Below are 13620 nucleotides of genomic sequence, written 5' to 3'. Positions count from 1 at the left end.
ATTGTTTCAATTATCTATATCGATAGTTAAACGAAGTTAGTTTTAAAAAGCGAAATAATCAATACGTAGTTCTACGTAATTTTATAATTATTGATGCCTTTTTTTGGTTTTGTGGTGGAATGAGGTTTGAGGTATAATAAGTAGGACAGAAGCAAGTAATTAATTATACATGGTGTTGTGCATAGTATTTTATTCTTTGCATATTTTTCCAGTTATAGATTGTGTTTCTCCATTCACATTTAATGTTGATTTAAAATAGAAACATTTTCCTTCAATTTTTACCATTTCATTCAAAACCCCATTATTGTCATTTAAGAATTTTTCATATTCGCTTAATTCCATTTTTGATTCGTCATACTTGAGTCGGTATGTACAATCATCAATCCATTCAATTATCTCGTATGCAGTTTTATTAAAATCCATTCCAAGAATATTTTCTGGGTCTTCAACTATTTCAGTTTGTTGATTTCCATTTCGGATTATTTTATATGCCAGAATAGTTTGATTATCTGCTGGAACAAAGAAATTTCCATTCTTAAAATCCGAGCAAGTCAATTCCTGAGCACTCGTAGTAAGTCCGATTAATAATACTGAAAATAGTAAGAATGTCGTTTTTTTTATATTATACATTGTTGTGTAGCGTTTTTTTACATTTGATTAAATACTCCATTATAATCAATTGGATAGATGATTTCATAGTTCCAATCATCTTCTGCTGTATTCAATCTTTTCATTATTAAACTTTTATCTAACAGATTCTCTTGATTAAGAATTCCCATAATCAACTGTACCGACTTTTCCCATTCAGTAACTTTAAAAAGCATGTTAGCGCCACCTGGGCCTAAATCGCCTGCTGCCCATTCTCCTAATCCATTGCTATTCAATTCTTCATGAATCTTTTCTTCCATTGAATGTAGTAAATCTAAAACCTGAAAATCATTTTCATTTTTAGGTTGCATCTGTACAAAAATGATTTTTCCAATATTGTCAAAACTCTCTCGGTAACCCTTATTTTTTAGAGCAGATTTTATTGAGTCAACTTCAGGTTCCAACACTATTTTTTTATTAGTTATTTTCTGAAGTGTGTTGTAATTTTCATCAAAACTTATTTCTCCTTCTATTAAATTCAGATTTGAACTGTCTTTTACAATTCGACTAAACTCAATTTTTTCTTCTGTCTCGTTTTTATAATTTGAACTGAGGTATTCAATTTTCACTTTTTCAGTCGGTTTTTTATTTGTTTTGTTATTACAACTCAAAGCAAAAAAGATTATTAATATTATTCCTATGTTCTTCATTTCTCAAATGCTACACAATACGACGATATTGATTGTTAAACGAAGTTAGTTTTAAAATGCGAAATAATCAATACGTAGTTATACGTAATTTTATAATTATTGATGCCTTTTTTTGGTTTTGTTGTGGAATGAGGTTTGAGGTTTAATAAGTATGCGAGAAGCAAGCAATTAATTATACATGGTGTTGTAAAACGTTTTTGTTTACTCAAATATTTATAAAATGATTATTTGGATATTTTGTTTCTCGATAGGTTTGCTGAAAACTCTGTATATCAATGGTAATCTTGCTTTCCAAACCTTTAAACTGTCTAGGTTCTTAAAATCAATCCGATAATTACCTCTTTCTGGAATATCGAGAATTTTTATTTTTTTCGCCAGTTCTCCAAATTCATAAGATTGAATTCTCCATTGTGTATCTCTTGGATTAATTATTTGTCCATTTTGAGTATTCGTAAGAGTAAAAGTAAAATCTTCTACTACAACGTCCCAACCACCAAGAATATATACACTAAATATTCCTACGTGTAATTCTATAATTCTGTTCGAGCTACATATATTTATTGGGAACCCAAATTCCGTATATCGAATATCTGTTTCTGTTATTTCAATGTTTTCTGGAACTTTATTTCTATTAAGAAAACCTAAGATCTTCTTGTCAGGTGTTAGTTGTTCATAACTACTCTTAATATATGGTCTTGCTCCATCAGTTGGTTCAAATTCAGTTTGTAAATACTCAATTTCTTCATTATCCAATTCACGCACTGTTCCGTCATTTTCAACATAAACAAATTCAAATTGTTCTTTTTTCTTATTCAATGGAATGTGAGTTTTAATTGAAATTCAGGATTTTCTCAAGTGTTGCACAATGCGACGATATCGATAGTTAAACGAAGTTAGGTTTAAAAAACCAAATAATCAATACGTAGTTACACGTAATTTTATAGGTAATAGTAAGCCCAATACATTAAAAAAAACTGCAAAGGTATACGTAAAATAAGTATCCATTTTGGTATACCAGCACCTTCTTTTTCGCCAGAGAGCATATAAAAATGCACTAATAAAAAACCCGTTAGCATTGCTATAATACCATATATAGCAACATCTTTAGTAGCTGCAAAACACAAGCCTATTCCTAAACCTATTTCGGCAACTCCACTTAATTGTACTAATAATTTATGGTATGGCAAATAGCGAGGCATGATACGCAAGTACGCTTTTGGTTTTACAAAATGCATAATGCCAGCAAAAATATACATTGCTGCCATAAGATAAATGTGCCAAGGTGAGTTCATAATTATTTTATAATGTTAACCCAATTACAAAAAGTGCAACAATAGCGACTATAATTAGTAATGGTAAAAATACATTGGCTAATGCTCTGCCAATACTAAAATGTTGTATTCGCATTACACCAATTACCATAATCATCATAGACCATAATGATAAAACAATATCTACAATTCCAACTGCAATAAACACATAACCTTCAATTTCACTTTCTGGTGTATAGTATTCTCTTGGTGCTTCCCAACCATATAATAATACAATACACAAGGTAGTTAAAATACCTGCTATTAGTGGAATGTTAGACCAAGCAATTACAGTTCTGAAATCTTGATTGTTTGCTTTTCCTCCTAGAAAAGTGGCTCCAAACAAACGAAAAAACCAAGCAGACACATAATACATTAGCCAAGTAAGTAATGTGCCTATTGCTAAACCTCCAACCGAATAACCAAAACCGTATGCATCTAAGGATAAGTTTTTTGTGAGTAGCCTTTCTAACGTTGCTATAAATGCAGAAATGACTAATAGTATAGCTACATACTTTGTTGGATCGAACTTTAAAATATAGTCGAAAACCTTTTTAGGTTTTACCCAAATTTCAAAAATTAGATTTTCAGTATTTAAATCAGAAAAATCTTCAAGATGCTCAAACTCTTCAAATTTATTATCTTCTTGTAAGTCTGTCATTCATTATTTTTTTGAAGCTATCCACTTATCAATTTTAGTTTCTAAAAGTGCTAATGGTAAACAACCAGATTCTAATACTTGGTTATGAAATTGAGCAATATCAAATTTATCACCTAATTCCGATTCTGCTTTTGCACGTAACTGACGTATTTTAAGTTGCCCTATTTTGTATGATAAAGCTTGTCCAGGATTAGCCATATAACGCTCAATTTCTGAAATAATACCTTCTTCGCTTTCTGCTTCATTTTGTAATGAGTATTTAATAGCTTGCTCGCGTGTCCACCCTTTTGAGTGTATTCCTGTGTCGACTACCAAGCGTATAGCTCTGTGCATTTCTGCGCTTAGCATTCCAAAATACTGATAAGGGTCTGTGTATAAGCCTAACTCTTTTCCTAACGACTCAGAGTATAAAGCCCAACCTTCGCCATAAGCACTATACCAAAGCGTTTTTCTAAAGGCTGGCAAATCTTGGTTTTCTTGTTGTAATGAAATTTGAAAATGGTGTCCAGGAATGGCTTCGTGTAAAAACAACGACTCGTCAGAAAACACATTATACTTTGTAGCATCTGGTATTGGTGTATAAAATATACCTGGACGTGTACCATCTAAAGAACCTGGATTGTACTCTGCACTTGCTGAATTTTCTCTAAAAGCTTCGGTACGACGAACTTCAAAAGCTGTTTTTGGTTGCAAATCGAATAAACGATCTACTTGAGGTTTCATGGTTGCATGAATTTTATTAAAATTATCAATAACCTGTTGTGGTTTTGTAAATGGCATTAAAGCTTTGTTGTTTCTTACATGGTCGAAAAACGAAATTAAATCACCTTTAAAACCAACTTGCGTTTTTACTTTTTCCATTTCAGATAAAATACGAGCAACTTCACTTAATCCTAATTGATGAATTTCATCAGCAGTCATATTTGTAGTTGTATATAATTTTATTTGATGGTTATAATAAGCTTCACCATTTGGTATGCTAGCAATACCACTAGTTGTACGACCAGCTTCAAGGTAAGTAGTATTCATAAAATCGTGTAACTGATGGTAAGCTGGTACAATTTTGTTTAATACCATAACTTTATAAGCATCAGTAAGTTCTTTTTTATCTTCTGGCGAAAAACTATCTGGGAATTTTTTTGCAGGCGAGTAAAATAAGTTCTCGTCTAAATTTGTTGTTGTTAACGATTTTAGCTGTGGCAATACTTTTTCAATTAACGATTTTGGTAATACGTGTCCTGCAGCAATACCTTCAGTCATACGTTCTTTAGCATAAGCCATCCAAACTAAATAGCCATCAACACGCTTTAGCCAGTTTTTATAATCTTGTACAGTTTTAAAAGGTTGTGCACCTTCACCACTTGCATATTGTCCCATGCTGAGTTGTACTGTCCACATTTGATTTATAGGTGTGTAATCTTCTCTAAAGGTTAATCGCGATAAATTCATATCGCATTCCCAAATTAAAATAGCCTTACTCAATTGCTCACTCTCTGTTAAATCAGCATCCTTAAAAAAGCTAATCTTTTCCTTAAAAGCAGTGTAAAACTCTTTTTCCTTAGCTTTAAATTCTTCTGAAAGCACATTAGGAAAAAGGTCGTTATATCTATTATCTCCAGCAGAAGTTGCATTTAAAGGATATAGCTGCAAACTCTCTTCATGATAAGCATCTAATACGGTTTGAAAATCTGTAGGCGAAACTGTCATCTCTGTTTCTGAATTTGTTTTTGGATCTTTTTTACAAGCTGATACTGTTATAGCAATGCATACAAGCATTAAAATTTTTTTCATTTGAAGATTTTTTTAATTTGAAGTGATAAATATACAATTCTTAAGTCTAAAATAAATCAAAAAAAAACTGCCATCGGTTAGGATGGCAGTTTTATTAAGGTTGATTAGTAAAGATTATTCTTTATCTAAATTTTTAGTCATTGTAAAGCCAGCAAATAAACCAATGCCAGCCATTAAGAAAATAGTTCCTGGATAGGCAACATCGTCATCAACTCCTAAGTTATAATGTAAAATTGAAGCGATAAAAATACCAATACCAATACCCATTAATAATAAAGCTAGGTTTAAAATAAGTACTTTCCAAATTGGCGCAGCTTGCTGCTTGCCTTTCATAAAAATACTAGCATCAGCACCTTTTTCTATTAGTGCCAAACGCTCTTTGTTTCTGGTAGAGAAGTATAAATAAAATACTCCGAAAATTGCACCAAATATTACTGGTATAATAATTAATTCTGATCCCATAATTGTTCGTTTTAAATTGATTAATTTTAATGTGTTCATAGCTTATGACGACAGGTTTTAAAATTTGGTTACACATAAATTAAAAAAAAATATTTTTATTAAAAATGTGTAACCTTAAGCAACGTGTTGTCGTCTTTATATACAAATGACCACCAACGACGAAAAAATCATCAATCAAATCATTGCTGGCGACTCTAACGCATTTAGTGTGTTGGTAGATCGTTACAAAGATTTAGTGTTTACATTGTCGTTAAAAATGTTGAAGAATAGAGAAGAGGCTGAAGAGGTTGCGCAAGATACTTTTATAAAAGTGTTTAAATCGTTGAGCAAGTTTAAAGGCGATTCAAAATTTTCGACATGGATTTACAAAGTGACTTATAATAGTTGTTTAGACAGATTGAAAAAAAACAAAAAAGAACAACTTAAAGTTGCTATTGACGAGTACACAGAGCATCAAGTGAAAACTATTGATAATGCTCTTGAGAATATGGTTGAAGAAGAACGACAGCAAGCCATAAAAGCATGTTTAGAATTATTGCCGCCAGACGATAGTTTTTTACTAACTTTATACTACTTTGAAGAGCAATCGTTAGACGAGATTGCAAAAGTTGTTGGCTTAACTGCAAACAATGTAAAAGTAAAGCTTTTTAGAAGCAGGAAAAAATTAACCTCAATTTTAAAAGCGAATTTAGAACCAGAAATTATTGAACATTATGAGCGAGAACGTAGATAAACATATCGAAAAATTAGTTGATAAAGCTATGAAAGATGCGACTTTAGAAACGCCTTCTTTTAACTTTACAGCTCATGTAATGTCACAGGTTGAAGCTATTGCAAAACCGAGTACAACAGTTTATAAGCCACTTATTTCTAATAAGTTTTGGGTTCTTCTTTTTGGTTGTGCTTTAGTATTGGTTGCTTTTTCAGTTTTTGGAACTCAGCCAGAAAGCAAAAATTGGTTTGATACTATTGATTATAGTATATTTTCTAACAATAGAGTAACAAATGCTGTATCTGGATTTAGATTTTCGCAAACTTCATTTTATGCTATATTAATGTGTGCTGTAATGCTATTTATACAAGTACCATTATTGAAGCATTATTTTAATAAGCGTATGGAGTTTTAATTGTTTAATACCAACGTTTTTTATTCTTTTTAGAACCTTCACCTTTACGGCCTTTTTTATGTTTGCTGCCTTGTTTTTTGTGCACAATAGGCTTTGCTTTTGGATCTAATGGATAAGGATGTTCGTCTTCAACAGGAATTTGAACATTTATAAGTTGCTGTATGGTTTTTATGTATGCTTTTTCGTCAGCAGAGCAAAACGAATGTGCAGTTCCTACATTTCCTGCACGCCCTGTTCTACCTATTCTATGTACGTAAGTTTCTGGTACATTAGGCATATCAAAATTTACAACAGCATCTAACTCGTTAATATCTATACCACGAGCAGCAACATCTGTTGCAATCAATATATTTACATAGCCATTTTTGAATTTGTTTAAAGCTGTTTGCCTATCACTTTGAGCTTTGTCTCCATGAAGAGTTTCTACTTTATAACCGTTTTTTATAAGGGTTTGTTCAAGCTTATCAACGCCAAATTTAGTACGTCTAAAAATTAAGATACTACCTTTAATAGTATTACGAAGTAAGTGTAAGCACAACTCAATTTTATTGCGTTTTGGTACGTAATATAATATCTGACTTACATCTTTGGCAGCAGATGAGGTTGGCGTTACTTCAATACGCTCTGGGGACTTTAAAATACTATTAGCTAGTTGTTCAACTTTAAAAGGCATAGTTGCCGAAAACAACAAGGTTTGCTTAGTTTCAGGACATAAACGCTCTACTTTTTTAACATCATCAATAAAGCCCATGTCTAACATTAAATCGGCTTCGTCGAGTACTAATATTTCAATATGATCGAGGTTAATATAATCTTGTTTATGTAAATCGAGCAAACGACCAGGAGTAGCGACTAAAATGTCGACACCTTTTTTTAATACATCTATTTGAGGCTCTATGCTCGTACCACCAAAAACAACTGTACTTCGTAAGTTTGTGTTTTTGCCATAAGTTTTAAAATTTTCACCAATTTGAACAGCCAACTCACGCGTTGGACTAATTACTAAAGCTCTTATTTTTTTTCCTTTTTTAGGAGCATCTTGTTTATCAAATAATAATTGTAAGATTGGTAATGCAAAAGCAGCTGTTTTACCTGTACCTGTTTGCGCTGAGGTAATCACATCTTTTTTGCCTAAAACCAAAGGGATGGTTTTTTCTTGAACTAAAGTTGGATCTATATAGCCAGCATCTTCAATGGCTTTTAAAATAGGCTTGTTAAGTTGTAAATCTTTAAATGACATCTGTACTAATTTGATGCAAAGATAACTTAAAAGTTGAAGATTGATTTTTTAGTTTTGATTCACTCTGAGGTAATTTAATAGTAGTTAATAAAACATAAATTAATTATAGCTTAACTCTTTGTTATCATTATAGTATAAGTTGCAACTACATCATTTCCTATTTTTAGATGTACATCGTACGAACCCTTTTTTGTGAATTTGTTTTTAAATTCAACGAAACCATTTTCATTTTTAACATCATAAATACTGAAAGCATATTCTTTAGTTCCTAGATAGTAAACTAGCGAAATAGTATTGTTATCTGTTTCTTTAAGTGTTTTAAAACTAAAATCAATTTCAGAATTTATTTTTGTTTTCACACTCATTTGTTGTGGGCTTATAGGAATTATTTTGTGCTCAAAAGTTTCGCCATAAACCAAAGGAGAGGTAACAAAATCCATTTCGGTTGTTGTATTATAAAGCAACCATTTTTTGTCTAGTGGATAATGATTTTTTGCAAATAAAACAGGGTCTGTTAAAAAGTAGCCATCATTATAATCTTTAATAAAAATTCTATTAGAGGAATATCCACTAGACCATGTTGCATCACACAAATACCATTTGTTATTCAGTTTTACTGCATTCCAAGAATGATTTGCCATATCTAATGCGTCTACATTTGAGTTTACGGTTCTTCCATAACCATCTATAATTTTACATTCAATGTTGGCTAAAAAACATAACTCTTTTATTAAATAAGCATAACCTGTACACATGGTTTTCTTATGTTTTAATAGTTTTTTAAAAGCAATTTTTTTGTATTCATTATTCCATTTTATGTAAGCAATGCTATCGTTTTTAAGCTTCTTTCTTTTGTTTGTAACTATATCATCTTGTCTTATGTCACTTTTTATATTGTTACAAACCCAAGTGTAAATTGCTCTGAATTTTTCTACATCTGTTGGTAAGTTGTAAGTAAGATTATGCGCAAGTAGAGGAAGATTTTCTAAGCTATAGCCTTCATTTAATTTGGCAATATTATCAGCTCTAGTAAAGTTAACAGTATTAAAATCTGATACTTGCGCATAACCTATACTAATAAAGAAAATAAAAAAGTAAGCGAATACATTTTTCATAAGAAGCTATTTTTATTAATTTCTTTTAGATTTATAAACTTCTTTTACAGCAACTTTACCCATAATAAAGCATGAGTCCATTTTCATGTCAATTTTTAACTCAATGTTACTAGCAGAGTTTTCATTCATAATTGTTACTTTTTGCGATTCCATTCCAATATAGCTGAAGACTAAAACATCTCCTTTTTTAAGTTTTATAGGAAATTGAAAATTGCCATCAAAATCGGTTGTTGTACCTGTTGTTGTGCCTTCTAAAAGAATATTAACACCTGGTAATGGTATAGATTCGTCTGAGACATTTCCTTTTACAATAAAGCTTTTTTGAAACTCAGAAACGTTAACCTCTTTAGTATTGCTGTCTAATGACACTTTCTGTTTTTTAGTATCTTGAGCTTGTGCAGTAAATATTGAAAGTACTGATAAGCATGCAATGCCAACACTACTCAAAAAGCTTAGCTTTTTTCTCTTCTGTGTATAAGTTTTTAGTTGAGTATTTTTAAATCTTCCGCAAGTATTTTGAGTACTATGATTTTTAAAATACGTGATAGTTTCTTGAGCATTCATTTTTGTAAAGTCAATAACTTCTTTTTTACAAGAGCCACAAAATCCGCCTCCTGGAGTTGGCGAAAATTTATTGAAGTTTTCTGAGCAAGGTGTTTTAATGTTTAAGTTAAATTGAGAGTTCATAATAATTGATTTTAGATTGTTTATATACATCAAACCTATACATCAATTATATAATTTAAAATGAACAATTAGTTAACTAACCCTTTTAATGAGTAAAGCATCACTCTGAATGAGTTTGTAAAAAACATTTTGCTAAGTGAAGTTTTGTTTTGCTTTTATCATAATTGCTATTTCATGATTAATTAACTAAAAAATGATACCATAATAACTATTTAAATTTTGTAAATTTGCCTGCGTTTAACAACGCAACATGACAACGACTACAAAATACATATTTGTAACTGGAGGTGTAACATCCTCACTTGGTAAAGGGATTATCGCAGCGTCTTTAGCCAAATTACTTCAAGCACAAGGTTATAGAACTACAATTCAAAAATTAGACCCTTACATTAATGTCGATCCAGGAACTTTAAATCCTTACGAGCATGGCGAGTGCTATGTTACTGATGATGGCGCCGAAACCGATTTAGACTTAGGTCATTATGAGCGTTTTTTAAATGTGCCAACAAGCCAGTCTAACAACGTTACTACAGGTCGTATTTACCAAAGCGTTATCGAAAAAGAACGTCGTGGAGAGTTTCTTGGGAAAACAGTTCAGGTTATTCCGCATATTACCGATGAGATAAAGCATCGTGTTCAGATTTTAGGAAAATCTGGCGATTATGATATAGTTATCACAGAAATTGGAGGTACTGTTGGTGATATTGAGTCGTTACCATATATTGAAGCTGTACGTCAGCTAAAATGGGACTTAGGTGAAAACAATGCAATTGTAATTCATTTAACTCTTGTTCCTTACCTATCTGCTGCTGGCGAATTAAAAACAAAACCAACACAACACAGTGTAAAAACATTGATGGAGAGTGGAGTGATGGCTGATATTTTAGTTTGCAGAACAGAGCATGAATTACCTGAAGATTTAAGAAGTAAGCTTGCTAAGTTTTGTAATGTACGCGAAGAAGCTGTCATACAATCTATTGATGCATCAACCATTTACGATGTGCCAAATTTAATGTTAGATGAAGGTTTAGATAAGGTTGTGCTTAAAAAGCTAAATCTTAAAAGTGATGAACCTAACTTAACTCAATGGAATCAGTTTTTAGAGCGTCATAAAAACCCAAAAGGTGAAGTCACTATTGGGCTTATTGGTAAATACGTAGAATTACAAGATTCTTATAAATCTATACTAGAAGCTTTTATTCATGCAGGTGCAGAAAACGAAGTAAAAGTAAAAGTAGAGTCGATACACTCTGAATATTTAACACCAAAAAATGTAGCTAAAAAATTAGGGCATTTGCATGGTGTATTAGTAGCACCAGGTTTTGGAGAAAGAGGTATTGAAGGTAAAATTGAAGCTGTACGATATGTAAGAGAGCACAATATTCCGTTTTTTGGAATTTGTTTAGGTATGCAAATGGCAGTTATCGAATATTCACGTAATGTACTTGGATTGAAAAATGCTAATTCTACCGAAATGGATGCTGATACCGAACATCCTGTTATTGATTTAATGGAATCTCAAAAAACAATTACAGATAAAGGAGGAACTATGCGTTTAGGTGCTTGGGATTGTAAACTTACTGAAGGAAGCCTTGCTAAAGACATATATAAAACAGAAAATATAAAAGAGCGTCATAGACACCGTTATGAATTTAATAATGATTATCAGAAGCAAATTGAAGAAGCAGGAATGATAGCAACAGGGTTTAATCCTGACACAAATTTGGTTGAGATTGTTGAAATACCAACTCATAATTGGTTTGTAGGCGTGCAGTATCATCCTGAATATAAGAGTACTGTTGCAAATCCACATCCATTATTTGTGGCATTTGTTAAAGCAGCATTAAATTTTAAAAAAGACAAAAATAGTGTCAGTATGGCACAAAATTAATATTGGATAGTTTTTTGATACACTATTCACATTCTTTTACAATCACCAGAAGTTTTTGGTGTGCGATTTAAAGAACCTTATTAAACTGAACGAACAGAATACATGGAAGAAAAAAAATTTGATCTTAACTCCACCATCGGATTTATATTAATCTTTGGGATATTATTATTTATGCTTTGGCAAAATCAGCCAACTCCTGAAGAATTAGCAGCTGAAAAAGCAAAACAAGAGCAAGTAGAAGCTAAAGAGAAAGCTAACGAAGCTAAAAAGAAAAAAGACACTTTTGAAACAACAGCTAGTGATTATTCAAACACTTCGGCAGCAGACTCATTAAAGCTTTTAAGTTTAAAAAATAAATTAGGAGCCTTTGCTTATGCGTCTACATTACCTTCAGCTACAGATAATGTAACAACTGTCGAAAATGGAGTTTTGACTCTAAAATTTAGTAATAAAGGAGGTTATCTTTCTGAAGTTAAATTAAACGAGTTTGTAGATTATGATTCTGTTCCTATTTACTTAATCAATAATAAAAACACAGCATTTAATCTGTCGTTTGCAACAACAGATAACAGAAACTTAAATACTCAAGATTTATACTTTCAACCAACGGTTACTAAAAATGGTGAAAATACAGTAGTTTCTATGAAACTAAAAGTATCTGAAAGTGAGTTTTTAGAGTATCGTTATGAGATTCTTCCAAATAATTATATGATGAATTTCACAATCCGTTCTCAAGGATTGAATAATGTAATTAATACATCACAAGATGTAAATTTAGATTGGAAGCTTAAAACTAAACGTCATGATCAAAGTATAAGTTACGAAAACCGTTATACGCGTTTAACCTATCAGCATGACAATAAAAATAAGATTGACAAATTAGCTCAAGCTGGTGAAGATGAAGAAACAGAAACTGATGTTAATTGGTTGTCATACAGACAGCATTTTTTCAGTACAATATTAGTTGCAGATAAACCAATAAAAAGTGCTAGACTTATTTCTAAAGATTTAGTACAAAATGAAGATATCGATACTGTTTATACCAAACAGTTTCAATCTAAATTTGCATTACAAACACAAGCAGGAGAAATTAATGAGTCATTAAAACTGTATTTTGGACCAACAGATAGCAAAATACTTAAGCAATACAATGAAGATTTAGAGGAAAGTATTCCTTTTGGTTGGGGAATTTTTGGTTGGATAAACAAAGCATTATTTATTCCATTATTTAGCTTCTTAAGCTCATATATGTCTTATGGTATTGCCATTATTGTCATGACCATTTTAATTAAAATTGTATTATCATTTGTACAATATAAGCAGTTTTTATCTCAAGCTAAAATGAGAGTTTTAAAGCCTGAGTTAGATGCTATACGTGCAAAATATAAAGACAACAAATTAAAAGCTCAACAAGAAACAATGGCACTGCAAAATAAAGCAGGAGCAAGCCCATTGAGTGGGTGTTTGCCTGGTTTAATGCAAATTCCTGTATTCTACGCTTTGTTTATGTTTTTCCCAACAGCGTTTGCTTTACGTCAGAAAAAGTTTCTTTGGGCAGACGATTTATCATCTTATGATGTAGTTGCAAATCTACCATTTAACATACCATTTTATGGAGACCACGTAAGTTTATTTCCAATATTGGCAGCAGTTGCTATTTTCTTCTATATGAAAATGACAACAGGAGATCAAATGGCATCACAACCAACTCAAGAAGGAATGCCAGATATGAGTAAAATAATGAAGGTTATGATTTACTTCTCACCAATATTAATGTTGGTTTTCTTTAATCAGTACGCATCAGGATTGAGTTTGTATTACTTTATCTCAAACCTTATTAGTATTGGTATTATGTTAGTGATTAAAAACTACATACTAGATGAAGATAAAATTCATGCGCAAATACAAGTAAATAAAGCGAAACCTAAAAAGCAAAATCGTTTTCAGAAGAAAATGGCAGAAATGATGGAGCAGGCAGAACAACAAAAACAAGCGCAACAAAAAAGGAAAAAATAATTATATAATATAATAAATCAAA

At 31.4% G+C, this 13620-nt stretch carries 14 protein-coding genes; 4 read left to right on the top strand and 10 right to left on the bottom strand.

Annotated elements, in window-relative coordinates; genetic code table 11:
* Nucleotides 1–189 precede the first annotated feature (189 nt).
* The 7 genes from IEW41_RS02540 to IEW41_RS02510 all read right to left on the bottom strand — a co-directional run bounded on the left by IEW41_RS02540 (nt 190) and on the right by IEW41_RS02510 (nt 5522).
* Complete coding sequence (locus IEW41_RS02540) at nt 190–630, bottom strand: hypothetical protein (RefSeq protein ID WP_188604767.1); 441 nt, start codon at nt 628–630, stop codon at nt 190–192.
* Nucleotides 631–647: 17 nt separating this feature from the next.
* The gene (locus tag IEW41_RS02535; protein ID WP_188604766.1) at nt 648–1298 is read right to left on the bottom strand and encodes a hypothetical protein; all 651 of its coding nucleotides are present in this window, start codon (nt 1296–1298) and stop codon (nt 648–650) included.
* Nucleotides 1299–1511: 213 nt separating this feature from the next.
* Nucleotides 1512–2114 (bottom strand): hypothetical protein, encoded by a 603-nt coding sequence (locus tag IEW41_RS02530; protein WP_188604765.1) that lies wholly within the window; start codon nt 2112–2114, stop codon nt 1512–1514.
* 122 nt (nt 2115–2236) lie between these two features.
* Complete coding sequence (locus IEW41_RS02525; RefSeq protein WP_188604764.1) at nt 2237–2590, bottom strand: DoxX family protein; 354 nt, start codon at nt 2588–2590, stop codon at nt 2237–2239.
* 7 nt (nt 2591–2597) lie between these two features.
* Nucleotides 2598–3269 carry a Yip1 family protein gene (locus IEW41_RS02520; protein ID WP_188604763.1) on the bottom strand — a complete coding sequence of 224 codons (672 nt, stop codon included), beginning with the start codon at nt 3267–3269 and terminating at the stop codon, nt 2598–2600.
* Nucleotides 3270–3272: 3 nt separating this feature from the next.
* Nucleotides 3273–5060, bottom strand: coding sequence for a DUF885 domain-containing protein (locus IEW41_RS02515; protein WP_188604762.1), 1788 nt, complete (start codon nt 5058–5060; stop codon nt 3273–3275).
* A gap of 114 nt (nt 5061–5174) precedes the next feature.
* Nucleotides 5175–5522, bottom strand: a complete 348-nt coding sequence (locus tag IEW41_RS02510; protein ID WP_188604761.1) for a DUF6249 domain-containing protein — start codon at nt 5520–5522, stop codon at nt 5175–5177.
* 145 nt (nt 5523–5667) lie between these two features.
* On the opposite strand from IEW41_RS02510, the gene IEW41_RS02505 reads away from it, so the two are divergent.
* Together IEW41_RS02505 and IEW41_RS02500 are read left to right on the top strand one after the other, a co-directional pair.
* Entirely contained in the window at nt 5668–6255 is a 588-nt protein-coding gene (locus tag IEW41_RS02505) for an RNA polymerase sigma factor (protein ID WP_188604760.1), read from the top strand.
* Nucleotides 6236–6649 (top strand): hypothetical protein, encoded by a 414-nt coding sequence (locus IEW41_RS02500; RefSeq protein ID WP_188604759.1) that lies wholly within the window; start codon nt 6236–6238, stop codon nt 6647–6649. The genes IEW41_RS02505 and IEW41_RS02500 overlap by 20 nt, the downstream gene beginning before the upstream one ends.
* 4 nt (nt 6650–6653) lie before the next feature.
* Here the strand turns inward: IEW41_RS02500 and IEW41_RS02495 are convergent, their stop codons facing one another.
* The 3 genes from IEW41_RS02495 to IEW41_RS02485 form a co-directional block, all read right to left on the bottom strand.
* Nucleotides 6654–7889, bottom strand: a complete 1236-nt coding sequence (locus IEW41_RS02495) for a DEAD/DEAH box helicase (protein WP_188604758.1) — start codon at nt 7887–7889, stop codon at nt 6654–6656.
* Nucleotides 7890–7999: 110 nt separating this feature from the next.
* Complete coding sequence (locus IEW41_RS02490) at nt 8000–9004, bottom strand: transglutaminase domain-containing protein (protein WP_188604757.1); 1005 nt, start codon at nt 9002–9004, stop codon at nt 8000–8002.
* Between the two features lie 15 nt (nt 9005–9019).
* Complete coding sequence (locus IEW41_RS02485; protein WP_188604756.1) at nt 9020–9691, bottom strand: carboxypeptidase-like regulatory domain-containing protein; 672 nt, start codon at nt 9689–9691, stop codon at nt 9020–9022.
* Between the two features lie 250 nt (nt 9692–9941).
* Between IEW41_RS02485 and pyrG the strand changes: the two genes are divergently transcribed.
* Both pyrG and yidC read left to right on the top strand, forming a co-directional pair.
* On the top strand, nt 9942–11582 hold the full coding sequence (gene pyrG, locus IEW41_RS02480; RefSeq protein ID WP_188604755.1) for a CTP synthase: 1641 nt from the start codon (nt 9942–9944) through the stop codon (nt 11580–11582).
* Between the two features lie 102 nt (nt 11583–11684).
* Nucleotides 11685–13598 (top strand): membrane protein insertase YidC, encoded by a 1914-nt coding sequence (yidC, locus tag IEW41_RS02475; RefSeq protein ID WP_188604754.1) that lies wholly within the window; start codon nt 11685–11687, stop codon nt 13596–13598.
* Nucleotides 13599–13620 lie beyond the last annotated feature (22 nt).

It is taken from the genome of Aquaticitalea lipolytica (assembly GCF_014641635.1).
GTDB lineage: Bacteria > Bacteroidota > Bacteroidia > Flavobacteriales > Flavobacteriaceae > Aquaticitalea > Aquaticitalea lipolytica.
This window is presented reverse-complemented; position numbering and strand designations above follow the sequence as displayed.

Excerpts from the sequence above, each read along its gene's own strand:
- IEW41_RS02540 (WP_188604767.1), bottom strand. The coding sequence starts at position 630 with ATGTATAATATAAAAAAAACGACATTCTTACTATTTTCAGTATTATTA.
- IEW41_RS02535 (WP_188604766.1), bottom strand. The coding sequence starts at position 1,298 with ATGAAGAACATAGGAATAATATTAATAATCTTTTTTGCTTTGAGTTGT.
- IEW41_RS02525 (WP_188604764.1), bottom strand. The coding sequence starts at position 2,590 with ATGAACTCACCTTGGCACATTTATCTTATGGCAGCAATGTATATTTTT.
- IEW41_RS02520 (WP_188604763.1), bottom strand. The coding sequence starts at position 3,269 with ATGACAGACTTACAAGAAGATAATAAATTTGAAGAGTTTGAGCATCTT.
- IEW41_RS02515 (WP_188604762.1), bottom strand. The coding sequence starts at position 5,060 with ATGAAAAAAATTTTAATGCTTGTATGCATTGCTATAACAGTATCAGCT.
- IEW41_RS02510 (WP_188604761.1), bottom strand. The coding sequence starts at position 5,522 with ATGGGATCAGAATTAATTATTATACCAGTAATATTTGGTGCAATTTTC.
- IEW41_RS02505 (WP_188604760.1), top strand. The coding sequence starts at position 5,668 with ATGACCACCAACGACGAAAAAATCATCAATCAAATCATTGCTGGCGAC.
- IEW41_RS02500 (WP_188604759.1), top strand. The coding sequence starts at position 6,236 with ATGAGCGAGAACGTAGATAAACATATCGAAAAATTAGTTGATAAAGCT.
- IEW41_RS02495 (WP_188604758.1), bottom strand. The coding sequence starts at position 7,889 with ATGTCATTTAAAGATTTACAACTTAACAAGCCTATTTTAAAAGCCATT.
- IEW41_RS02490 (WP_188604757.1), bottom strand. The coding sequence starts at position 9,004 with ATGAAAAATGTATTCGCTTACTTTTTTATTTTCTTTATTAGTATAGGT.
- IEW41_RS02485 (WP_188604756.1), bottom strand. The coding sequence starts at position 9,691 with ATGAACTCTCAATTTAACTTAAACATTAAAACACCTTGCTCAGAAAAC.
- pyrG (WP_188604755.1), top strand. The coding sequence starts at position 9,942 with ATGACAACGACTACAAAATACATATTTGTAACTGGAGGTGTAACATCC.
- yidC (WP_188604754.1), top strand. The coding sequence starts at position 11,685 with ATGGAAGAAAAAAAATTTGATCTTAACTCCACCATCGGATTTATATTA.